Annotated in this window: 26 protein-coding genes; 11 read left to right on the top strand and 15 right to left on the bottom strand. The window is 58.2% G+C overall.

What is annotated here, in order from left to right:
- Positions 1–79 precede the first annotated feature (79 nt).
- Positions 80–526 (top strand): YtoQ family protein, encoded by a 447-nt coding sequence (locus AC2FLP_RS06890; RefSeq protein ID WP_496682441.1) that lies wholly within the window; start codon positions 80–82, stop codon positions 524–526.
- Between the two features lie 50 nt (positions 527–576).
- Here AC2FLP_RS06890 and AC2FLP_RS06895 read toward each other — a convergent pair whose 3' ends face one another.
- Complete coding sequence (locus tag AC2FLP_RS06895) at positions 577–1,275, bottom strand: glutathione S-transferase N-terminal domain-containing protein (RefSeq protein WP_117870500.1); 699 nt, start codon at positions 1,273–1,275, stop codon at positions 577–579.
- A gap of 210 nt (positions 1,276–1,485) precedes the next feature.
- Here AC2FLP_RS06895 and AC2FLP_RS06900 point away from each other — a divergent pair, with 210 nt between their 5' ends.
- A complete protein-coding gene (locus tag AC2FLP_RS06900; RefSeq protein ID WP_496682446.1) occupies positions 1,486–2,298 on the top strand; it encodes a mechanosensitive ion channel family protein in 813 nt (270 codons plus the stop codon).
- 189 nt (positions 2,299–2,487) lie between these two features.
- Here AC2FLP_RS06900 and ald read toward each other — a convergent pair whose 3' ends face one another.
- Positions 2,488–3,606 (bottom strand): alanine dehydrogenase, encoded by a 1,119-nt coding sequence (ald, locus tag AC2FLP_RS06905; RefSeq protein ID WP_496682448.1) that lies wholly within the window; start codon positions 3,604–3,606, stop codon positions 2,488–2,490.
- Between the two features lie 134 nt (positions 3,607–3,740).
- Between ald and AC2FLP_RS06910 the strand changes: the two genes are divergently transcribed.
- Positions 3,741–4,199: an Lrp/AsnC family transcriptional regulator gene (locus AC2FLP_RS06910; protein ID WP_117870496.1), complete on the top strand. Its 459-nt coding sequence runs from the start codon at positions 3,741–3,743 to the stop codon at positions 4,197–4,199.
- Between the two features lie 3 nt (positions 4,200–4,202).
- Here the strand turns inward: AC2FLP_RS06910 and AC2FLP_RS06915 are convergent, their stop codons facing one another.
- Positions 4,203–5,042, bottom strand: a complete 840-nt coding sequence (locus AC2FLP_RS06915) for a CPBP family intramembrane glutamic endopeptidase (RefSeq protein ID WP_496682450.1) — start codon at positions 5,040–5,042, stop codon at positions 4,203–4,205.
- Positions 5,043–5,321: 279 nt separating this feature from the next.
- Between AC2FLP_RS06915 and ppk2 the strand changes: the two genes are divergently transcribed.
- On the top strand, positions 5,322–6,239 hold the full coding sequence (gene ppk2, locus AC2FLP_RS06920) for a polyphosphate kinase 2 (RefSeq protein ID WP_371415280.1): 918 nt from the start codon (positions 5,322–5,324) through the stop codon (positions 6,237–6,239).
- A gap of 67 nt (positions 6,240–6,306) precedes the next feature.
- Here the strand turns inward: ppk2 and AC2FLP_RS06925 are convergent, their stop codons facing one another.
- Together AC2FLP_RS06925 and rpsU are read right to left on the bottom strand one after the other, a co-directional pair.
- Entirely contained in the window at positions 6,307–7,359 is a 1,053-nt protein-coding gene (locus AC2FLP_RS06925; protein ID WP_496682452.1) for a CAP domain-containing protein, read from the bottom strand.
- Positions 7,360–7,653: 294 nt separating this feature from the next.
- A complete protein-coding gene (gene rpsU / locus AC2FLP_RS06930; RefSeq protein WP_005614280.1) occupies positions 7,654–7,860 on the bottom strand; it encodes a 30S ribosomal protein S21 in 207 nt (68 codons plus the stop codon).
- A 111-nt stretch (positions 7,861–7,971) separates the two neighbouring features.
- Here rpsU and AC2FLP_RS06935 point away from each other — a divergent pair, with 111 nt between their 5' ends.
- The gene (locus tag AC2FLP_RS06935; protein ID WP_299899274.1) at positions 7,972–8,664 is read left to right on the top strand and encodes a COQ9 family protein; all 693 of its coding nucleotides are present in this window, start codon (positions 7,972–7,974) and stop codon (positions 8,662–8,664) included.
- 61 nt (positions 8,665–8,725) lie between these two features.
- Complete coding sequence (locus tag AC2FLP_RS06940; RefSeq protein ID WP_299899272.1) at positions 8,726–9,712, top strand: NAD(P)H-quinone oxidoreductase; 987 nt, start codon at positions 8,726–8,728, stop codon at positions 9,710–9,712.
- Between the two features lie 30 nt (positions 9,713–9,742).
- On the opposite strand, the gene AC2FLP_RS06945 is transcribed toward AC2FLP_RS06940, so the two are convergent.
- Positions 9,743–10,600, bottom strand: a complete 858-nt coding sequence (locus AC2FLP_RS06945) for a DUF2189 domain-containing protein (protein WP_496682456.1) — start codon at positions 10,598–10,600, stop codon at positions 9,743–9,745.
- A gap of 193 nt (positions 10,601–10,793) precedes the next feature.
- Here AC2FLP_RS06945 and AC2FLP_RS06950 point away from each other — a divergent pair, with 193 nt between their 5' ends.
- Complete coding sequence (locus tag AC2FLP_RS06950; protein ID WP_117870487.1) at positions 10,794–11,777, top strand: quinone oxidoreductase family protein; 984 nt, start codon at positions 10,794–10,796, stop codon at positions 11,775–11,777.
- Between the two features lie 49 nt (positions 11,778–11,826).
- Here AC2FLP_RS06950 and AC2FLP_RS06955 read toward each other — a convergent pair whose 3' ends face one another.
- The 9 genes from AC2FLP_RS06955 to AC2FLP_RS06995 all read right to left on the bottom strand — a co-directional run bounded on the left by AC2FLP_RS06955 (position 11,827) and on the right by AC2FLP_RS06995 (position 17,897).
- Entirely contained in the window at positions 11,827–12,360 is a 534-nt protein-coding gene (locus AC2FLP_RS06955; RefSeq protein ID WP_117870485.1) for an outer membrane protein, read from the bottom strand.
- 260 nt (positions 12,361–12,620) lie between these two features.
- Entirely contained in the window at positions 12,621–13,097 is a 477-nt protein-coding gene (locus tag AC2FLP_RS06960; protein WP_117870483.1) for a YHS domain-containing (seleno)protein, read from the bottom strand.
- Positions 13,098–13,280: 183 nt separating this feature from the next.
- Entirely contained in the window at positions 13,281–13,550 is a 270-nt protein-coding gene (locus AC2FLP_RS06965; RefSeq protein WP_496682460.1) for a hypothetical protein, read from the bottom strand.
- The gene (gene plsY / locus AC2FLP_RS06970) at positions 13,547–14,152 is read right to left on the bottom strand and encodes a glycerol-3-phosphate 1-O-acyltransferase PlsY (RefSeq protein ID WP_496682462.1); all 606 of its coding nucleotides are present in this window, start codon (positions 14,150–14,152) and stop codon (positions 13,547–13,549) included. Before plsY ends, AC2FLP_RS06965 begins: the two co-directional genes overlap by 4 nt.
- Entirely contained in the window at positions 14,152–15,432 is a 1,281-nt protein-coding gene (pyrC, locus tag AC2FLP_RS06975; RefSeq protein ID WP_496682464.1) for a dihydroorotase, read from the bottom strand. Before pyrC ends, plsY begins: the two co-directional genes overlap by 1 nt.
- The gene (locus AC2FLP_RS06980) at positions 15,429–15,815 is read right to left on the bottom strand and encodes a hypothetical protein (RefSeq protein ID WP_299899247.1); all 387 of its coding nucleotides are present in this window, start codon (positions 15,813–15,815) and stop codon (positions 15,429–15,431) included. The genes pyrC and AC2FLP_RS06980 overlap by 4 nt, the downstream gene beginning before the upstream one ends.
- Complete coding sequence (locus AC2FLP_RS06985) at positions 15,800–16,318, bottom strand: hypothetical protein (RefSeq protein WP_299899245.1); 519 nt, start codon at positions 16,316–16,318, stop codon at positions 15,800–15,802. Before AC2FLP_RS06985 ends, AC2FLP_RS06980 begins: the two co-directional genes overlap by 16 nt.
- A complete protein-coding gene (locus AC2FLP_RS06990) occupies positions 16,315–17,250 on the bottom strand; it encodes an aspartate carbamoyltransferase catalytic subunit (RefSeq protein WP_117870472.1) in 936 nt (311 codons plus the stop codon). Before AC2FLP_RS06990 ends, AC2FLP_RS06985 begins: the two co-directional genes overlap by 4 nt.
- Positions 17,251–17,309: 59 nt before the next feature.
- Positions 17,310–17,897 (bottom strand): scavenger receptor class F, member 2, encoded by a 588-nt coding sequence (locus AC2FLP_RS06995; RefSeq protein WP_496672405.1) that lies wholly within the window; start codon positions 17,895–17,897, stop codon positions 17,310–17,312.
- 110 nt (positions 17,898–18,007) lie between these two features.
- Between AC2FLP_RS06995 and AC2FLP_RS07000 the strand changes: the two genes are divergently transcribed.
- From AC2FLP_RS07000 to AC2FLP_RS07015, 4 genes are all read left to right on the top strand, one after another.
- Positions 18,008–18,775, top strand: a complete 768-nt coding sequence (locus tag AC2FLP_RS07000; protein ID WP_117870469.1) for a uracil-DNA glycosylase — start codon at positions 18,008–18,010, stop codon at positions 18,773–18,775.
- Positions 18,772–19,371 (top strand): metallophosphoesterase family protein, encoded by a 600-nt coding sequence (locus AC2FLP_RS07005; RefSeq protein ID WP_496682469.1) that lies wholly within the window; start codon positions 18,772–18,774, stop codon positions 19,369–19,371. Before AC2FLP_RS07000 ends, AC2FLP_RS07005 begins: the two co-directional genes overlap by 4 nt.
- A 229-nt stretch (positions 19,372–19,600) precedes the next feature.
- Positions 19,601–20,143 (top strand): molybdenum cofactor biosynthesis protein B, encoded by a 543-nt coding sequence (gene moaB, locus AC2FLP_RS07010; RefSeq protein ID WP_117870465.1) that lies wholly within the window; start codon positions 19,601–19,603, stop codon positions 20,141–20,143.
- 106 nt (positions 20,144–20,249) lie between these two features.
- Positions 20,250–21,698: an efflux RND transporter periplasmic adaptor subunit gene (locus tag AC2FLP_RS07015; protein WP_496682472.1), complete on the top strand. Its 1,449-nt coding sequence runs from the start codon at positions 20,250–20,252 to the stop codon at positions 21,696–21,698.
- Positions 21,699–21,701 lie beyond the last annotated feature (3 nt).

Genomic DNA, 21,701 nt, shown 5'->3' on the forward strand with positions numbered 1-21,701 from the left:
TGAGCAGCTTTCGGCGGACGCACAACTGAAATAATGAAAGGGCTGGCGGCGCTCTTTCTGTTTTTGCGGAGGACTAAAGATGCTGAACGTATACCTCTCTGGTGAAATACACACCGACTGGCGCGAACAGATCATCGACCGCGCACAGGGGTTGGATATCACCTTCAACGGCCCGGTGACTGATCACGAGGCCAGCGACGATTGTGGCGTTGCCATTCTGGGGGAAGAGCCGAACAAATACTGGCATGATCACAAGGGTGCGATGGTCAATGCGATCCGGACCCGAAAGGGCATTTCGGATGCCGATGTGGTGGTTGTGCGGTTTGGCGACAAGTACAAACAGTGGAACGCCGCTTTTGATGCGGGTTATGCAGTAGCGCTGGGTAAGTCCATCATCGTGCTGCATGGTCCCGAGCATCAGCACGCGTTGAAAGAAGTTGATGCAGCCGCGCTGGCGGTGGCGGAAAAGCCCGCGCAGGTGGTCGAAATCCTGCGCTATGTGCTGACGGGGGCACTGCCGGGCTGAGCTTTGCGAAGAGGGTGCCAGCTTTGGCACCCTTCCTATTGCGAGACCGTTTAAGCGCGTGCGGGTATGGCCTTGCCGCGCTGCACAGCCGGGCGCTGCATGAAACGGTCAACATAGGCGACGACATTGGCGTAGTCGTCCCAGCCAACAACCTCTTTCGCGCCGTAGAAGTCCAAAGCATTCAGCCAGGGGGCAAGAGCGATATCGGCGATGGAGTAATCGCCTGCAATCCAGTCCTGCCCGTCCAGTTGCATGTTGACCACGTTCAGCAGGCGCTTGGCCTCGTTGATATAGCGTTCGCGCGGTCGGGGGTCTTCGATTTCGCTGCCAGCGAATTTGTAGAAAAAGCCAAGCTGACCAAACATTGGCCCCACGCCCCCCATCTGGAACATCAGCCATTGCGTAATGCGATACTTGTCTGCTGCGCTTTGCCCCAGGAACTTGCCTGATTTCTCGGCCAGATACAGCAGGATCGCGCCGCTTTCGAACAGGGCAAGCGGTTCACCGTCCGGACCGTTGGGATCGAGGATGGCGGGGATCTTGTTATTCGGGTTCAGCGACAGAAACTCGGGGCTTTTGACATCCGCATCCGACAGCGTCACCAGATGAGCCTCATAGGGCAGGCCAGTTTCCTCCAGCATGATCGACGCCTTTACGCCGTTTGGAGTCGGATAGGAATACAATTGGATCTTGTCCGGGGATTGCGCGGGCCAGCGGGCCGTTATCGGATGTGGTTTGTTGTCCAGCATTGGGGGGCTCCTGTTTGGCTGTTCCGTCAAAACTAGGGACCAAGGCGCATTTATTTAAGCCCTGTGCGATGTGCATTTCCGGTCAGGCCGTGTTTTCTGGCGAACAGAGGGGAATTCCAGTGAAACTGGCACCTAGACCGGATGGCAAATTTGGCTCACAATCTGGTGACCCCCGCGAAAACCTCGCGGGTTTCTTGCTGTTGAAAGGAAATGGGCGTGGATGAGGTAGTAACACAGGTGGGGGCATATGCCCCGCTGATCATGAGTGCCGTCAAGGCGCTTGTCGTTCTGATCCTGGGCTGGATTGTGGCTGGCGCAATCGGGGGTATGGTTCGCCGCCGGATCAATTCGACGCCGCATATTGATCCGACACTGGGGAACTTTTCGGCAAGCTTGGTCAAATGGGCCATTCTCGCCATGGTTCTGGTTGCTGTTCTGGGTATCTTCGGAATTGAAGCCACCAGCATCGTCGCCATTCTGGGTGCCGCATCGCTGGCCATCGGTCTGGCCCTTCAAGGCACGCTCAGCGATCTGGCGGCCGGTGTGATGCTGGTTGTCTTCCGGCCCTACAAGCTGGGTCAATTTGTTGATATCGGGGGCACGTCGGGCACCGTAAAGGACCTGAACCTGTTCACCACCGAGCTGGTGACGCCTGATAACGTGCAGATCATCGTTCCGAACGGTCAGGCATGGGGCTCGATCATCACGAATTACTCTGCCCATGACACGCGCCGTGTCGATCTGGTATTCGGGATTGATTACGGCGACAGCGCGGACAAAGCCATGCAGATCATTCTGGATGTGGCGAAAGCGGACAGCCGCATTCACAGCGACCCGGAACCATGGGTTCGGGTTACGAACCTGGGTGACAGCTCGGTGGATCTGACGGCACGGCTGTGGTGCTCGGCACCAGACTATTGGGATGTCAAATTCGAGCTGACGAAAACGATCAAGGAAGCCTTTGACGTCAAGGGTATTTCGATCCCTTATCCCCATTCTGTGGAGATCCAGAAACAGGGGTGACGGCTCCCGCCCGTCGATCGGGCATTCGAAGATGCCCTCCTCCGTTGGGTCCGGCACCGCGCCCTTGCGCGGTGCCCTTATCTTTGTTCAAACCGTCGCGTTTGATACTGACCGCGCCACGCCGGGGGCGTGGCGCTATGCCCAACGCTGTAAATCGTTTCTCAAAAGCGATTTCAGGGGCGGGAGTGTTTACGACTTGACGATCACGTTAGGTGAAACAACGTCGATACCAAGGGCCTTGCCGACCGCATAGTAAGTCAGCTTGCCTGCGTGAACGTTCAGGCCTTCCAGCAGATGCGGATCATCCTGACACGCCTGTTTCCAGCCTTTATCCGCCAGAGACAGCATGAACGGCATCGTGGCGTTGCCCAGGGCGATGGTCGAGGTGCGCGCCACTGCGCCCGGCATGTTGGCAACGCAGTAATGCATGATGCCATCGACATCATAGATCGGATCGGCATGGGTGGTGGCTTTTGAAGTCTCGAAGCACCCGCCCTGGTCGATGGCAACATCGACAAGTACGGCACCGGGTTTCATCGTCGACAGCTGTTCGCGCGAGACAAGTTTCGGAGCTGCAGCACCGGGGATCAGAACGGCACCGATGACCATATCGGAATCCTGGATCAGCTCGGCCGTGGCGCCCGCCGTCGAATACTGGTTCTTGAAGGTTCCGCCAAAGACGTCATCCAGATAGCGCAGCCGCGGCAAGGAGCGATCCAGAACGGTGACATCCGCGCCCATTCCGGCAGCGATCTTTGCCGCATGGGTTCCTACGACGCCGCCGCCGATCACGACCACTTTGGCAGGGCCGACACCGGGTACGCCACCCATCAGAACACCGCGCCCGCCATTGGCCTTTTGCAGTGTCCACGACCCGACCTGAGGGGCCAGGCGACCGGCGACTTCGGACATCGGTGCCAGCAGAGGCAGGCCGCCGTTCGCGTCGGTTACGGTCTCATAGGCGATGGCAGTACAACCTGATTCCAGCAGGTCATGCGTCTGATCCGGGTCCGGAGCCAGGTGCAGATAGGTGAACAGCAGCTGTCCTTCGCGCAGCATCTTGCGTTCCACAGCCTGGGGTTCCTTGACCTTCACGATCATGTCGGCGGTGGCAAATACTTCTTCCGCAGTGTCGATGATATGCGCGCCCGCCGCGACATAGGCGTCATTGTCGAAACCTGCGCCGATGCCTGCACCGGATTCGATAAGGACTTCGTGACCACGTGCAACAGCTTCCTGAGCAGCATTGGGCGTCATCCCGACGCGGAATTCCTGGGGTTTGATTTCCTTGGGGCAACCGATCTTCATGGGGGTCTCCGTTCATAAACTGCCTAAATTATGTGCATTTTCAGTGCAATTTCTGTGAAAGAAAACGTGTCAATGCGTTTTTCTTTGGAAGAATTTCGCGTAGTTTACAAAAATAATGCAAAGGAATTGCAGCAATGAGCTTGGACGCGACTGATCGAAAGATTCTGGCGGCACTTCAGAAAAATGGTCGGATGTCGAATTCGGAATTGTCTGAACAGGTCAACCTGTCTCCGTCCGCTTGCCACCGGCGCGTGCAAAGGCTTGAGGTTGACGGGTATATCCGCAACTACGTGGCTTTGCTGGATGCCCGGAAGATGAACGTGCCGACAACCGTCTTTGTCGAGATCACGCTGCAAGGTCAGGCCGAAGAGGTTCTGGATGCGTTTGAAAAGGCGGTGGCCCGGATACCGGATGTGTTGGAATGCCATCTGATGGCCGGTACGGCGGATTACATTTTGAAAGTCGTGGCGGAGAACACCGAAGATTTCGCACGCATTCATCGACAATACTTGTCGCGCCTGCCAGGGGTGGCCCAAATGCAAAGTTCGTTTGCTCTGCGTACCGTGTTCAAGACCACTGCCTTACCGGTCTGATTTTCATAAGGGGCCAGGATAGGTGAACAGAAACAGGTGCGTCAGGTTGAACCCAAAATGCATCGCAACGGGAACCCAGAGGCGCTTGGTTGCATAGTATCCCAATCCGCAGGCCAGCCCGAGAATAGAAGCAAAAGCCACGAGCGCCGGACCTCCGGCGAAATGGGCCAGCCCGAACAGCAGGCTGGCAGCGATCACGCTCCAAGCGTCCCCAAGACGTGCGGCGAAAGCCGATTGCAGATAGCAACGAAAAAAGGCTTCTTCCGTCAGGCAGGTCGGAAACGCGTTGGACAAGGCAAATACCAGCCACCAAGGGGGGACCGTAAACTCCGGCTGCACCGAGCCGAGGGAAAAACCGATGAGAAACAGGCCAGGAAGGATCAGTAACCCTACCAGCAAAGCTGTGGGTTTGATCTGCGTTTTTCCGCGCTGCATCCGGGGCCAGGCCAGAAGAATGGCAAAGAAGACCATCGGTTTGTCCAGGTTCAGGTGCATGGTGAAACTGGCGCTTCCCGCACCCGCCTGCACCTGATCCAGAATTTTCAAATTGTTGAATCCTGGCAGCAGATGTGCACCCATGACCTGGCACCACAGGATCAATAACAGGTGCCCGACGATAGCAGGCCAACCTTTCAGATGGGGTAGCAAAGCAGCTCCGACCAAACCAAAGACCACCGCAGCGATCGCCGTGGGTGACATCAATCCTATTGCCGAGGCAATGCTGATGAACAAAACCAGCAGAGAAAAGGCGATGCCAGTTCGCCGGGCCAGTGCCGCCAATTGCGCCGAGATCAGGACCAGCCATGGCCAGATGGAGGGCATCAGGGAAAGAAGGAATGTCACAATGGTCTCATCTGTTTTACGCGCCCCGTCATGCCGCACAAAAACAAGGCAATGCAAGCAGCCGTGGTGAAGTGCAGTGCGTTGCGTCAATTCAAACGCTTGTATCCTGCGGGTCAGACGTACAAATTCAGGGAAAAGACCGTATACCGCGCTGGACCTGATTTTCAGGTGTGACTACAGCCGCAGGACCCGTGACCCTCGTATCAATTTATCTGATGACATCAGGTGGTTACACGGGCCCGATATGGTCCGAACCCGAAGACCGAGAAGGAGCTGACCTTGGACAACGAAAACACTGGCGCCCCTAAAGACTGGCTGGAAGCCGAGCTGGAGGACACGCTCGATGAAGACTTCGAGATAGAATTCAGTGAGCCGATGCTGTCGATGGAAGTCCGGAAAATCTATCGGGAACAGCATCCGGACATGTTGGATCGCAAGGTTTACTTCCGCAACCTGCTGCGCCTGCAGGCCGAACTGATCAAGGTTCAGGACTGGGTGCAGCATACCGGGGCCAAGGTCTGTATCCTGTTTGAAGGCCGTGACAGTGCCGGCAAGGGCGGGGTGATCAAGCGGATCACCCAGCGTCTGAACCCGCGCGTGGCCCGCGTGGTCGCGTTGCCGGCACCCAGCCGCCGTGAGCAAAGCCAGTGGTATTTCCAGCGCTACGTACCGCATCTGCCGGCGGCGGGTGAAATCGTTCTGTTCGACCGCTCGTGGTACAACCGGGCGGGGGTCGAGCGGGTAATGGGTTTTGCGTCCGAGGACCAGGTTGAACAGTTCTTTCAGGACGTTCCCGAATTCGAACGAATGCTGGTGCGGTCAGGGGTCATTCTGCTGAAATACTGGTTCTCGATCACGGATGAGGAACAGCAGTTGCGATTCCTCATGCGTATTCACGATCCGATGAAACAGTGGAAGCTGTCGCCGATGGATCTGGAATCCCGCATCCGCTGGGAGTCCTACACAAAGGCAAAAGAGGACATGCTTTTCCGAACCAACATCCCCGAGGCCCCTTGGTACATTGTCGAAGGCAATGATAAAAAGCGTGAACGGCTGAACTGTATCGAGCATCTATTGACAAGAATCCCGTACGAGGACGTGCCTCAGGAAAAGGTCAATCTGCCCGACCGCAAGTACAACCCGGAATACGAGCGCCGCGTTTTGCCGGATGAGCTTTACGTACCAAAGATCTATTGAAGCAAAATCAGGCTCTGAGCCGGAACATGCGAGGCCGACACGGCCGGCCTCGCACAGGTTCAACTGATTAGGCTGCATCCATCATGCAGTCAAAGTTGAAGAAGTTGACCATTATGATGTCACAGTCATCGACGTCGGCTGTTTCGGTACCCGCAGGCTCGGACTCTGTTTCCGACGTGGCGTCGGCGGTCGGCATCATGTCGACATCATCGGTGCCGGCCACGTCCGTGTCGCCGTTCATGTCGTCTTCCCAATCGAACTCGTCAAACTGCGCTTGCAGGTTTTCGAGGAAATTGGCGATTTCATCGAGGAAGGCCTGAACGTCAAAGCAGAATGCTTCGGGCTCACCGCCATCAACCACTTCGGTGTCCGGCATTTCAGGTTCCGGTTCCTCGGTTTCGGTGACGTCAGTATCCGGCGTTTCGGGTTCCGGCTCTTCAGTCTCGGTGACATCGATGTCCGGTGTCTCGGGTTCCGGCTCTTCAGTCTCGGTGACATCGATGTCCGGTGTCTCGGGTGTAGGCTCTTCGGTTCCGGGCGTCTCAGTTCCTGGCTCTTCGGTTTCGGTGACGTCAGTATCCGGCGTTTCGACTTCCGGCTCTTCTGGTACGGCGACTTCGTCCGGCGTGGTTGGCGGAACTGGCGGTGTGTTTGTATTGCCGTTGTCCAGCATGACTGCCGCGTCGGTCGCGGCAAAGTTCTGGGTGACCATCACAGCATCAAAGCCCTGCATGTCACCGGTTTCGACGCCGATCCCGATATATTTGAAATCCGGGTTCAGGATATTGGCGCGGTGGCCCGGGCTGTTCATCAGGTTTTGGTGCAGTTGGGCCACGTCATCGCTGATGCCAGGCGCTCCGCGTTCTGACTGCCATGCGATGTTTTCGCCAGTACGCCAGCTTCCCTCAAGATCGAAACCGGCACCTTGCATCCGCTGGGTTGCACTGGAACCGCCAGAACCGGTGTGACTGAATGTGTCTGTATTCAACATCCAAGTGCTGTGATCTTCGGACGAGTCGTTTAGCTGCGTTTCAAGTTGCAGCGGGTTGAGCCCGCGGGATGTGCGTTCCTGGTTTATCAGCCCCAGCATCTCGCGTTCGAATGTACTTGCAGTCGACATGTTTGCCTCCGTTTGTGTTTGTGTCCTTTCAGACGGGCTCACTTAGAGGTGGGGGTGTCGACGGTGGTAGGGGTTGGTTCAACTCAGGCGAGTTTTGGCGAGGCGATGCTACCAACACGAGATTCGCTGCGCTGCTAAATGCCGGGCAAAATGTTGCTGGTGAGGAAATGGCGGCTTGTCGCACAGCCCGTCCCACGAGTCGGCGGATTGTATCCGATCCCTGAAACGACAAACCCCCGGGCGATGCCTCGGGGGTCGTCAAATAGTGTCATCCAAAGCTGGACGAGCGAGGTTTTAGAGCAAACCTTCGCGCTGTGCTTTCTTACGTGCCAGTTTACGGGCACGACGGATCGCTTCAGCCTTCTCGCGCGCTTTTTTCTCGGACGGTTTCTCGAAATGTTGCTTAAGCTTCATTTCGCGGAACACGCCTTCGCGCTGCAGCTTTTTCTTCAGGGCACGAAGCGCCTGATCGACGTTATTGTCGCGAACACTAACCTGCATGTGGTTGTCACCACCTTTCTAGATAGAGTTGCAAGGAAATTGCAGGAGTTGGCCGTATAGCAAAGCCGTTCTAACTTGTCTAGTACTGGCCCCGACAACCGGAGAAACGTCATGACCACCACATATGAAGATGCAAAACACCAGCTTTTGGATGCAATGCTGAACCATGTTCCCTTCGATGGATGGTCGGAAACCAGTTTTCGTGCCTCCATTTCCGACTGTGGTCTGGATGACGGCCTGGCGCGCGCGATCTGTCCGCGCGGCGCAGTTGATCTGGCACTGGCCTATCATGCGCGCGGCGATCAGGCGATGCTGGACCGCATAAAGTCCGAAGACCTGAGTGGGCTGAAATTTCGGGACAAGATTGCCGCTTCGGTTCGGTTCCGTTTGCAAGCGGTCGAGGATAAAGAACTGGTGCGCCGGGGCATGACGCTGTTTTCCCTGCCAACTTACGCGGCAGACGGTGCCAGGGCAGTTTGGCAGACCTGCGATCTGATCTGGGATACGTTGGGCGATACCTCGGACGACGTGAACTGGTACACGAAACGGGCCACTTTGTCGGGTGTCTATTCCTCGACCTTGTTGTTCTGGCTGGGCGATGACAGCCCGGGTCATCAGCGCACGTGGGAGTTTCTGGATCGCCGGATCGCGAACGTCATGGAGTTTGAAAAGCTCAAGGCACAGATGCGCGACAACCCGGTGTTGAAACCGTTTCTGGCAGTTCCGAACTGGCTGGCGGGTCAGGTGAAAGCACCAGAGAAAATGCGAGCAGACCTTCCGGGAAAACTGAACCCCCGAAAGTAGCTCGTCTTGGTGCTGGGCCTTGACCCTGATGCCTGCTAGGCATTGGGCAAAGGAGGTGCCTATGACCCAGATGATGCGCGCTGTTGAGATCACCGAACCGGGTGGTCCTGATGTTTTGCAACTGACCGAGCGTTCTGTCCCCGAACCGGGTGCAGGGCAAGTGGTGCTGAAAGTGGCTTATGCCGGCGTGAACCGCCCGGATGCGTTGCAACGTGCGGGCGCTTACGATCCGCCGCCCGGTGCCAGTGACTTGCCGGGGCTTGAGGCTTCGGGCGAGGTTGTCTCGGTTGGGGCCGGGGTTCAGGGACTGTCCGTCGGCGATCAGGTCTGCGCGTTGCTGCCGGGCGGAGGCTATGCCGAATACGTCGCCACTCCTGCGGCCCACTGTCTGCCGGCGCCTGCCGGCATGGGAATGAAAGAGGCGGCTTGCCTGCCCGAGACCTTTTTCACCGTCTGGTCCAACGTGTTTACGCGGGGCGGGCTGAAGGCAGGCGAGAGATTCCTGGTCCATGGTGGCTCGAGTGGGATTGGTACGACAGCCATCCAGTTGGCCAATGCCTTTGGTGCCCGCGTTTTTGCCACCGCAGGTTCGGATGAGAAATGCGAAGCTTGCGTCAAATTGGGTGCGGAAAGGGCGATCAACTACCGCGATGAGGATTTTGTGGCCGTCATGCGGGCCGAAGGTGGGGCAAACCTGATCCTCGACATGGTCGGTGGCGACTATATTCCGCGTAACGTCAAAGCTCTGGCCGAGGATGGGCGGCTGGTCCAGATCGCCTTCCTGCAAGGACCGGTCGTGGAGCTGAACTTTGCCCTGATGATGGTCAAGCGCCTGACCCTGACCGGCAGCACCCTGCGCCCGCAAAGCGATCTGGCCAAGGCCCGGATTGCGCAGGACCTGCGCGAAGCCGTCTGGCCTCTGCTTGAGGCTGGCAAGGTAGCGCCTGTTATGGATAGCGAATTTGATCTGGCCGAGGCTGCGGCCGCCCATTCACGCATGGAAAGCTCGGGCCATATTGGCAAGATCGTTCTGAAGGTCTCGGGCTGAGTATTGAAGGCGCGGGTTTGTCCCGCGCGTTCACGCAATCGCGCGGCGGTACAGGTGCCATGTGGCATGACCCAGAACCGGCATCACTACGATCAAACCCAACAACATCGGCAGGGCACCCAGAAACAGAAGGGCAGCCACGATGAACCCCCAGGTCAAGATGACGCCGGGGTTGTGACGCAATACGCGAAACGACGTCACGACTGCCACCGGCAATCCGACTTTCCGGTCCAGAAGCAATGGAAAGCTGACGACACTGACCGCCAGAGCGCACAGAGCGAATACGAATCCAACGGTGAGTCCGACTGCCATCATCGTCCAGCCGGCAGTCGTAGAGAATACTTGCTGAGCAAAAGCGCCCAGTGACGCAGGGGCTTCTGGACCCATTGTATGCGTGTAGATGCTTTGCGCCACCATCAGCCAGATCAGCAGAAGCATCACCAGATAAAACCCGAGTACCAGAATTGCGCCGAATGACGGCGAGCGAAAGACGCCGAACGCATCCAGCCAATGCGCCGTGCTGCCTTGCTCTCGTTTGCGGCTGATCTCGTACAAACCCACGGCTGCCACCGGACCGATCAAAGCAAAACCGGCAACGAGAGGAGCCAGAAGTGGAATCATACTGACGTCCAGGGCAAAGCCGAACATCAAAAGCCCTGCGATCGGGTAAATCAGTACAATGAATATGGCGTCCGCCCGTGTTTCGAGAAAGTCGTGATACCCCGCCCGCAGGCAAGCGCGCAGATCCTGCATCGTCAGTGTCTGCACCATCGGCAGATGCTTGATATCTGCGCTTCCGAGTTGTGAAACGCTATCCGAGACATGATCACCGGCCGCACCCAGATTCTGGGCTGCCCAGCTGATCGGATTTCCGATTGTTTTAGCCATTTTCATCCCCTTCCCTGGCGAGAATTGCGCCGCGGAACGGATCCGGCAATTTGTTGTCCGTGGCCGGACCAGCCGACAACGCCTGACCTCATTATAGCACAGTTTGGCGAAATCCTGTTCAACACTGTGGCACCAGACGGATTGCCCTGCATCGCAGTCATGTTAGCTTGAGGTCAGGCAAGAGGAGGTCAGGATGCAGACAACAGCGAAAACGGTTGTAGTTCACGAATTCGGCGGGCCCGAGGTGTTGCGGATCGAAGACAGGCCAGTGGGCGACCCCGGACCGGGTGAAATACGTATTCGCCACCAGGCCTGTGGCCTAAATTTTATCGACGTATATCAACGTACTGGATTGTACCCCCTTGATCTTCCTCATGCTTTGGGCATGGAAGCGTCCGGCGTCATCGAGGCCGTCGGGGACGGGGTGACGCACCTGCAACCCGGCCAGCGGGCCGCATATGCGGCAGCCCCACCCGGAGCGTATTGCGAGGCCCGCGTAATGCCTGCGGCACAGGTGTGCCCTCTGCCGGACGGCATCACATTCGAAGCTGCTGCGGCAATGATGTTGAAGGGTTTGACGGTTGAATACCTGTTTCACCGAACCACTCCGCTGAAACGCGGGGATACGGTGCTGTTTCACGCAGCGGCCGGTGGGGTCGGACTGATCGCCTGCCAATGGGCGAAATCCGAGGGGATCACCCTGATTGGCACGGCGGGAACCGACGAGAAATGCAGCCTTGCCCGGTTCAACGGGGCTGCGCATTGCATCAACTACCGATCCGAGAATTTCACCGAACGGGTGGCCGAGATCACCAAGGGTCAGGGCGTGGACGTGGTGATGGATTCCGTCGGGGCGGATACGTTCCAAGGATCGCTGAATTGTTTGAGACCGTTAGGGATGATGATTTCCTTCGGCAACGCGTCCGGGCCGGTGCCGCCGTTCGATATCGGTGTTCTGGGTCAGAAAGGATCGCTCAAGATCACCCGACCCACCTTGTTCACCCATATTGCGGATCACTCCGTGTGTCAGGCAATGGCGCGCCGCTTGTTCGGCAAGGTCGAGGGCAGAGAGGTCAAGATTCACATCGATCAGCGTTTTGCGCTTGATCAGGTTGCCGATGCCCATCGCGCGCTTGAAGCGCGACAGACCACGGGCAGTACGATTCTGGACCTCTGAATCGAGGCCCGGCCGGACAGGCCGGGCCCATTTTTGTCTGGGATGCCATTCAGAACCGGTAAGAGGCGCGAATCTGCAATGTGGTTGCGTCGACATCCACATTGTTTCCGTTGAAGTTATCGAATTCGTGGTACAGCAGTTCTCCACCAATACTCACGTTTGGGGCCACGATCTGTTCGTAGCCTGCGCCAATGAACCACCCGTCATCGCTGCCCAAGGTGTCCGTACCAGCTTCGGCATAGCCTGCCGTGCCATATAGCAAACCTTGCGGGTTTATTTTGTAGCCAGCACGCGCCTTCAGCCGCCAGACATCTTCAACAGTTGCGGCGCCAGACAGATCCACGTCAGTCCAGTCATAGTCAAAACCGCCGCCAACGACCCAGTCGCCGAGATCATAATCATAACCCAGGATGATACCACCGATTACGCCATCGCCGTCGACCCCGGACAGGCTGGTGTCCACATCGGCATAACCCAGTTGCAGACCGCCATAAAACCCGGTCCAGTTGCCCGAGGATTGTGCCATTGCCGATCCCGCGACCACGGTTGCGACAGTGGTGATGAGAGCCAATTTCAATGTCATCTCATTTCCTTTCGATTGTCACTCTGCTGCAGTGAAATTCAGTTCACTTATGCAGACCATTACGATCCGCTAGCGTCATCGGATCAGTGATACCTACGAATTCCAGCCCGTATTCTTGCGTTGAAACGTGACAAGACACGCCGTTGCACTTTGAAAACGAGCACTTCTGATACTGATGAGATAGGAAGAAATGAGAGGTCTTCAAACGACATGCGGCGGCGGAACGTTCCGCCGCCGACACGCCTGACAGTTTCAGCGGATTATTGCTTCTGCAATTCAGCAGGGGTCTTGTCCGCGATGTCTTCCCAGTTTGCGCTCGCGCTTTCGATAAAGCCCGGGATGTCGCCTTCCCAGCGTTCCTGGATGTCTTCCGACAGGTTCAGGTACAGCTTGTTGTCGACGATTTTCCAGTAGTTCGGGTCACCGTCGAACTTGAAGCCCATGGCTGTACCGAAGGCACAGTAGCCACCGTAGGCAGGCAGGTAGGCTTCCGGGTTGGCTTCGAAGGCGGCTTTGTTTTCTTCCGACGAGAAACGATACATTGCATCGTCGTACAGCGTGGTGATGCGGTAGTCACCTTTGGTGGCTTCACCAACGGTGAAATAGGCAACCGGGTCATAACCCTGCATGGCCAGACCAGTCGAGCTCGCGTTGATGTCCACACCCGCAGCCAGAGCGGATGTTGCCACTGCAACGGACAGAGCGACGCCACCGATCAGAGATTTAAATTTGTTCATTGTTCCACCTTTCGTGAAAGGAGCCTCGTCTGTGTGCAGATCGAAGGCCCCGGATTGTTGTCCTGTGTGGCCCGTAATTGACCGTCACGACAACGATCTGGGGTGCAGATGGATCACGTTCAAAACAATGAATCGTGATTGTGCGCCAGAGAATAACGCCTGTTAATAAATGCAGGCCCGGCATTACGCGTCCGGTTCAAAGTCCAGAACAAACGCAATGACTTTGCAGGCCGCCATTTCACACGGCCTCAGCAGTGCCCCGCTGAGGCGCGTCTGATACAGGTTCATGCTTATATAGTCGGTTCCGCCCAGTTCGTGTGCAACCAGCTTGTGGGATTTTCCCTCTGCCATCTGTTGACGCACAACGACGTAGCGCCGGTCCCCCGATATACCAGTGAAACTACCCTTGGGCAGCGCGAAAAAAGCGGAAATAAAAGCGTCCGGCGGTGTCACGACTTTCCGATTTTCGGTTCAGTTCCGGCCTTGATTCGCGCGACGTTGGTGCTGTGACGCCAGTAGATTAGAAGCGTCAGAATAACCCCCAGGATAAAAGATTGCCCGCTGGTCAGAACCAGCACCCAGGTTGTTGAAAGTGCAGCCGCGGCCAACGCGCCGACCGAGGATATCCGCCAGATCGCTGCCGCCACCAACCAGCTGAGACAGCAAGCGACACCGACGCGCCAGTCCAGCGCCAGCCAGAGGCCCAGAAAGGTGGCCACGCCTTTTCCGCCCTTAAACCCCAGCCAGATAGGAAAGCAATGGCCCAGAAAGGCAAAAAGGGCTGCGATTTGTGCGGCGTCTTCTCCGGCATAAGCACGGGCAATCAGAACCGCCATCGCGCCTTTGGCCGCGTCAAACAGCAATGTCAGCGCCGCTGCGGCTTTGTTGCCGGTACGCAGGACGTTTGTTGCCCCGATATTCCCGGACCCGATTTCGCGCAGATTTCCCAATCCCATGACCTTGGCAAGCAAAAGGCCGAAGGGAATGGAGCCCATCAGATATCCAACCACCGCCCACTGGAGCAGTTCGCTAGTCGAGTTGTCGATCGGGGGCATTAGGAACTCCGGAACACTTCTTGACCTGCAACATAGGTCGAAATGACCTTACCTTGCATCCGCTGGCCGTCAAATGGAGTGTTCTGAGATTTGGATTTTAAGGCAAACCGATCAAGCACAAAAGGCACATCCGGGTCGAACAGAACCAGATCTGCCGGGGCACCTTCCGACAATCGGCCACTTTCCAGACCAAGCCGTTTGGCCGGGTTCAATGCCATCGCCCGGAACAGGGTCGGCAGGTCCAACTGGTCGGCATGATACAGGCGCAACGCCGCAGGCAACAGCGTTTCCAGCGCCACCGCACCCGAGGCGGCTTCTTCGAACGGCAGGCGTTTGCTTTCCTCGTCCTGCGGTGTGTGCATCGAACTGATCGTATCGATGAGGCCGGTGCGGACGGCCTCGATCACCGCCTGCCGGTCATCCTCGGACCGCAGCGGCGGCTTGACCTTGAAGAAGGTGCGATAGTCGGCCACGTCGAGCTCGTTCAGCGTCAGATGGTGAATCGACGTACCAGCGGTTATGTCCAGCCCGTTGCGCTTGGCCCGTTCCAGCGCGGGCAGGGCGCGAGCCGTGGTGATCTGGTCGGCGTGATAAGCTGCGCCCGTCATTTCGAGCAGCGCAATGTCACGGTCCAGCCCCATGCGCTCGGCCATGGGTGAAACGGCTGGCAATCCGCGCAGGGCGGCGAATTTGCCGCTGGTGACAGCAGCCCCGGCGCTGAGGCCCGGGTCCTGCGGATGGGCAATCACCAGCGCGCCGCAGGATTTCGCATAGGTCAGTGCGCGGGAAAACACCTTGGTATTGGTGATGACGTGATCGCAATCGGTGAAGGCCACCGCACCCGCGTCCTGCAAGAACCCGATCTCGGTCATCTCACGCCCTTCGCGCCCCTTGGTCAGCGCGGCCATCGGCAGAACATTGACCGGCGCATCCGCCTGCGCGCGCCTTGTCGCAAATTCCAGCGTTTCCGGCGTATCGACCGCAGGCAGAGTATCCGGCCGGGTGACGATGGTTGTCACACCCCCGGCAGCCGCCGCAAGACCAGCGGATTTGTAGCTTTCCTTGTGCCGTTCCCCCGGCTCGCAGACCTTGACGCCGATATCGACGATGCCGGGAGCGAGGCACTTGCCGCCGCAGTCGATGACCTGAGCGTCAGTGACGGGCATGTCCCCGTTGCCCTTGCCCTGAATGAGGCCGTCGGCAATGTGCAGCCAGCCGAGACTGTCCGTGCCGGATTCAGGGTCGATCAGGCGGGCATTGGTGAAGATCAGGGTGGTCATGGAATGGCCCTTTCAATCGCGGCTTTGGTGGCGGCCGGGTCTGACTGATACTTGATCAGATGCTTGTAGCCGCTGTTGGTGACGATCTGCACGAAGCTGCCCATGATATTCACCGCGGTGATCTGGTTCAGCGCCACGCTGCGTCCGCCGGGTCCAGTCAGCGCGGTGTCTGACAACTGCCAATTGGCGACCAGTTCTTCCGAGGCCAGATACCAGGCGCGTATGCCAATGGCAGCAAGGCCAGCGGGCGCTCCGGTCCAGACGTAAGGATTGCCGATCAGCCACAGCACGATCATCGCACCGGCCATGCCAAGGGCGGCGAGCCATGCGTTGGTGCGTATGTAGGCCCACTTGTCCGGGGCGAAGGTCACAGGACCAGCCACAAGATGCCTCCGGTGATTAAAAGCGCGACAAGCACCATCATGGCCGACCCGACGTGGCGGGGGGCGTCACCTGCTGTGACGGTTTGCGGGGCCGAGAAGGGTTTGGCGCTTTCGGTTTCAATGGTCCCCCCGGTCCAGCTTGTGGCCTCTTCCGTGAACAGGCCGATCAGGCGCAGGCGAGGGTCAGGCCTGAGCATCGCGGGGCGACCTTTGAACGCGGTACTGCGCAGGACCATGACCCAACCTTCGACAGAGGCCAGAGCGTCGCGGTCCAACTGGTCTGCTGAAACGCCGCACCCTTCGGTCAGGTAGCCGTACAGCCCGAGCTCCTCCAGATCGGATACCGGAAAAACATCGATGTGGCTGGGATCCAGCCCATCGACCCCAAGCACCTGACCGGCGGCACCGGGTTCGCGCAGGAACTTTGCCTCTTCCGGACGCATGTCCAGCGCGAACAGGCGCAAGACGCCGTGTTCGTTGGGGGAGATGGCCAGCTTGTTCACGCGGCCTCGCGCAGGTTGCGGGCCAGCAGTTCCATTGCTGCCATGCGAACGGCGACGCCCATTTCCACCTGTTCCTGAATGACGGACCGGTTGATGTCGTCCGCCAGTGTGCCGTCGATCTCGACCCCGCGGTTCATCGGACCGGGATGCATGACGATCGCGTCTGGCTTGGCCTGTGCCAGCTTCGCGGCGTCCAGACCATAGCGGTGGTAATACTCGCGTTCCGAGGGGATGAACCCGCCATCCATGCGTTCTTTCTGGAGGCGCAACATCATGACGACATCGACGTCTTTGAGGCCCTCGTTCATGTCATCGTATATTTCGGCGCCAAACTCGGCAAATTGCGCGGGCACCAGCGTCGGCGGCCCAATCAGGCGGATGCGGTTTTCCATCTTGCCCAGCAGGATCAGGTTCGAGCGGGCCACGCGGGAATGGGCCACGTCCCCGCAGATCGCGATGTTCAGCCGGTGCAGGCGACCCTTGGCGCGACGGATGGTCAAGGCGTCCAGCAGGGCTTGCGTTGGGTGCTCATGTTTACCGTCGCCCGCGTTCAAAACGGCGCAATTGACCTTTTGCGCCAGAAGATCGACCGCGCCGGAATGCGGGTGCCGCACAACCAGAAGATCGGGATGCATCGCGTTCAATGTCATCGCAGTGTCGATCAGGGTCTCGCCTTTTTTGATCGAGCTTGCCTGCATCGCCATGTTCATCACATCCGCGCCCAGCCGTTTGCCCGCCAGCTCGAAACTGGCCTGCGTCCGGGTCGAGTTTTCAAAGAACATGTTGATCTGGGTGAGACCCGACAGCACGTCCGAATGCTTGGTCGACTGGCGGTTCATGGCGACATAGGTCTCGGCCAGATCCAGAATTTCGGTGATATCGGATTGCGACAGATGCTCGATGCCAAGAAGGTGACGATGGGCGAAACGCATGGGCGGGCTCCTGTCTGACAATCGCGCCGCTTATAGGAAGCCGTGCGACGCAAGGCAACCTAAGGTTCCGTACCCTCAGGCAGTTTTTCGCAGCCGCCCTCGGGCAGGCATTGCTCACCCGGCTTGCACCACTTGCCGTAGCCGCAGTCGATCGCCTTGATCGGTACACAACCCTGATGGGCCGAACATTTGAAACCGGGACGGCATTGTGATCCGGTTTCCTCGCACAGGAACCATCCCGGACGAGAACATCCCCCGCCGGGCAGGCAGGACGAGCCGCGCGCGCAGGTTCTGCCATCAGCGCAAGTGGTTGGAGGCGTCGTATCCAACTCGGGTGCGCTCCGTTCACACTCACCACGACCATTGCAGAAACTGTCGCCCGGACAGTCCAGCCGCGAGGCGCATTTGTTCAGGCCTGCGGGCGCACATCTGAGTCCACCTGCGACGCAGCGTTCGAACGGACCGCAACTGCGCCCGCCGCCGCAATAGGTGCCGCCCAGCGGAATGCAGTGGCCATCAAAACTGCATCTTTGCCCGCCTGAGCAACAGGTGCTGCCGCATTTGAACTGACCAGCACGGCACTGCCCGTGTTTGTCGTGAAACGTGGCCACTGCCGGATCACCAGTGACTACCAGCACTAAACCCATGATGAGGAATCGCAGAAATCTGAGCATCGCACGCCGATGGTCGGCGCGACAGAGCGACCGATCAAGTCCTATTCGCTTTCCCTCAGCCCTCAGGAAGGTAAGTTATCCCTATGGAATCGGGTTTGGACTATTATTCTGCGCGGGCGCTGCTGGAATGGCAGATCGAATTGGGCGCCACCGAGGCAATCGGTGATGTGCCGGTTGACCGGTACGCGTTGCCCGACACCACGGCCAAACCCAAGAAAGCAGAAGCGCGCCCCGCCGCCCCGGCGAAGCCACGGGATGTAGACCCAGTTGCAATAGCGGGATCTGTAGCACAGGGCGCGGGATCGCTGGATCAATTGCGCGCAGCGATGGACGCTTTCGAACACTGCGAGCTCAAACGCGGGGCGCGACAGTTGGTTTTTGCCGATGGTACCCCCGGCGCGCGCGTGATGATCATTGGCGAAGCTCCCGGGCGCGAAGAAGACCGTGAAGGCAAGCCCTTTGTTGGCCGTGCAGGTCAATTGCTGGACCGGATGCTGGCGGCAATTGATCTGGATCGCCGCGAAAGCGTCTATATCACCAATGTGCTGCCATGGCGGCCCCCGCAGAACCGCGATCCCAAGCCCGAAGAGATCGGGATGATGAAGCCGTTCTTGGAACGCCACGTGGCACTGGCCAGGCCCGAGGTTCTGGTTGTGATGGGGAATATCAGCTGTCAGGCGGTGCTGGGCAAACGCGGAATCACCCGCCTGCGCGGCAAATGGGATCAGGCAATGGATCTTCCAGTGATTCCGATGTTCCACCCGGCTTACCTGTTGCGACAACCGCAGATGAAACGGCAGGCCTGGGCGGATCTGCTGGAACTGAAAGCGCGGCTGCGAGGTGCAACATGAAGGTTCTGGCATTCTCTGATCTGCACATGGCGCGCAACCGGGCAGCCGATCTTGTCGCCGCCAGCGCCGAGGCTGATCTTGTCATTGGCGCCGGTGATTATTGCAACTCGCGTCAGGGGCTGGACGAGGCGATGCATATGCTGTCCGGCATTTCGGCCCCGCTGGTCCTGATCCCGGGAAACGCAGAAAGTGCTGAAGAACTGGGCGATGCCGCCCCGGAAGGTGTCCATGTCCTGCACGGGTCTGGTATGACGATAGACGGCGTGAGCCTGTTTGGCCTTGGCTACGGCGTACCACCGACTCCGTTCGGAAACTGGTCCTGTGACCTGACAGAAGGTGAGGCGTCCGAGATGCTCGACCGGTGTGAAACGGCTGATGTCCTGATCGTTCATTCTCCTCCCAAAGGGTATGGGGATCAGACATCGCAAGGTCTTTCGGTCGGATCAACTGCCATACGAGATGCGGTGGAACGCCTTCAGCCAAGATTTGCGTTCTTCGGTCATGTACATGAAAGCTGGGGCTATCGAGGGTCCTTGGGTCGAACGCATTTGGCCAATCTGGGCCCGACGCCGAGTTGGTTTGAAGTAGGCTCATGACCGAAACCTTTACCCTGTTGGCGCCCATTCCGCAGTTTGTGAACCCCGAGGCGGGATCATCGCCGTCGGAGTGTTTGCGGTGAACGGGCTTGTGGGCATCTTTGCCGGATGCGCGAGTGGGCTGCGTGTCGGCAATCCACACGCCTCACGTAATATTGGCCGGATTACGGGGGGTATTTTTCCCGCCCTCGCTATCCGACTTGCCATTCTGGAAAGGGTCTGACGCAAGATGTCACGCATTGACGAAACCATGGAGTTCATCCCCGTCAGAATTGCCGTTCTGACCGTTTCGGATACCAGATCGATGGACGAAGATCGCTCGGGGCAGACATTGGTGGACAGGATTGAAAAAGCGGGCCATGTGGTTGCGGATCGCCAGATCATTCGGGACGAGCGCGACCAGATCGCCGACCAGTTGCGTGCATGGGTGGCTGATGAGCAGATCGATGTCGTGATCTCGACCGGGGGAACGGGTCTGACCGGGCGGGACGTGACAGTCGAGGCGCACCGGGACGTGTACGAAAAAGAGATCGACGCATTCGGCACTGTCTTCACCATCATCTCGATGGAAAAAATCGGCACCTCGGCGGTGCAGTCCCGTGCAACCGGGGGCGTTGCGGGGGGAACATACCTGTTTGCATTGCCCGGCAGCCCGGGGGCCTGCAAGGATGCGTGGGATGGGATTTTGGAAAAACAGTTCGATTACCGGCATCGCCCCTGCAATTTTGTGGAAATAATGCCCAGATTGGACGAACATCTGCGACGGAAGTAGACTGGTCGTACGTTCAATTCCGTATAACCGCTTTGTGGCTTGGCATAATTCGTGATCCGGCTACATGTTGTGGACGGCAGTGTGGTGCAACCGGGGTAACTGTTTGATGCGATTTTTACGGCAGAGTCTTGTCGGAATCTTTCTGGCGTTCCTGACGCTGGCTTTGCTTTTTGTTGCTGCGCAGATCATCATGGGTGCTGTGCAGGATGTCCTGACACGAGAAGAAGCGACGCCCCCCTCGCGCGAACGGGTTTTTGCAGTGTCCGTGCATCGAGCCGAGGCTGAAACAGTTACCCCTTATCTTGAGGCTTTCGGGGAGGTTCAGAGCCGTCGCAGGCTCGAGTTGCGGGCCGCATTGGGTGGACGCGTTATCGGGCTAGCCGAAGACTTTGAAGATGGCGGAGTGGTTTCGACAGGCGAGCTTCTGGTCGAGCTAGACCCGGCGGATGCGCAATCTGCTCTGGACCGGGCCAAATCCGATTTATTGGACGCACAGTTTGAAGAACGGGACGCCGAGCGGTCTCTGCTGCTAGCGCAGGACGAATTGAAATCGGCCGAAGCGCAAGCCGAACTGCGGGAGCGGGCGCTGCAACGGCAACGCGATCTGGAGTCCCGAGGGGTAGGCGCCGCCGCCAGCGTGGAAGAGGCGGAACTGGCGGCTGCGTCAGCCCAACAGGCCGTTCTGGCGCGTCGCATCGCGCTTGCGCAGGCTGAATCCCGCGTCGATCAGGCAACGACGTTGTTGGCCCGGGCCGTGATTGCCCTGGAAGCTGCGGAACGCGATCTTGAAGATATGACCATTCGGGCCGGTTTCAGCGGTACCCTGACCGATGTGACGCTGGTGGAAGGGCGCTTGGTGTCGGCGAATGAAAAACTGGCTGAACTTGTTGATCCAAACGCTCTGGAAGTGGCGTTCCGGGTGTCAACGGCACAATATGTACGTTTGTTGGACGAGAAGGACAGGCTGATCAACGCGCCGGTCACAGTGTCGCTTGAGGTAACGGGCGCCGATCTGACCGCGACAGGCCATATCAGCCGTGACAGCGGGTCAGCGGGCGAGGGCCAGACCGGACGCTTGATTTATGCACGTCTGCAAGAGGCATCCGGGTTCAAGCCCGAAGATTTCGTTACCGTCTCGGTTCAGGAACAACCGCTTGCCAACGTGTTCCGCTTACCGTCTTCGGCTTTGGACGCATCGGGAACGGTTCTGGTGCTTGGTACAGATGACCGCCTGGAAAGCTTGCCGGTGCAGCTTGTCCGCAGACAGGGTGACGAGGTTTTACTGCGAGGTGACGGGTTGGAAGGGCGCGAGGTTGTTATCGGTCGCACGCCGTTGCTTGGGCCAGGTGTGCGGGTGCGGCCGCTGCGACATGAGGCTGGGGCAGACCCAGGCATGGTCGAGTTGTCAGATGCGAAACGTGCCGAGCTCGTGGCCCGGGTTGAGGCCAACGAAGCCATGCCTCAGGATGAAAAAACTCAGGTTTTAGGTCAGTTGCGGTCAGCGCGCGTACCCTCATCTCTGGTGCGGCGTATTGAAACCAAGGCTGGGGGCTGAGCG

The organism is Ruegeria sp. CDSA141 (assembly GCF_059612005.1).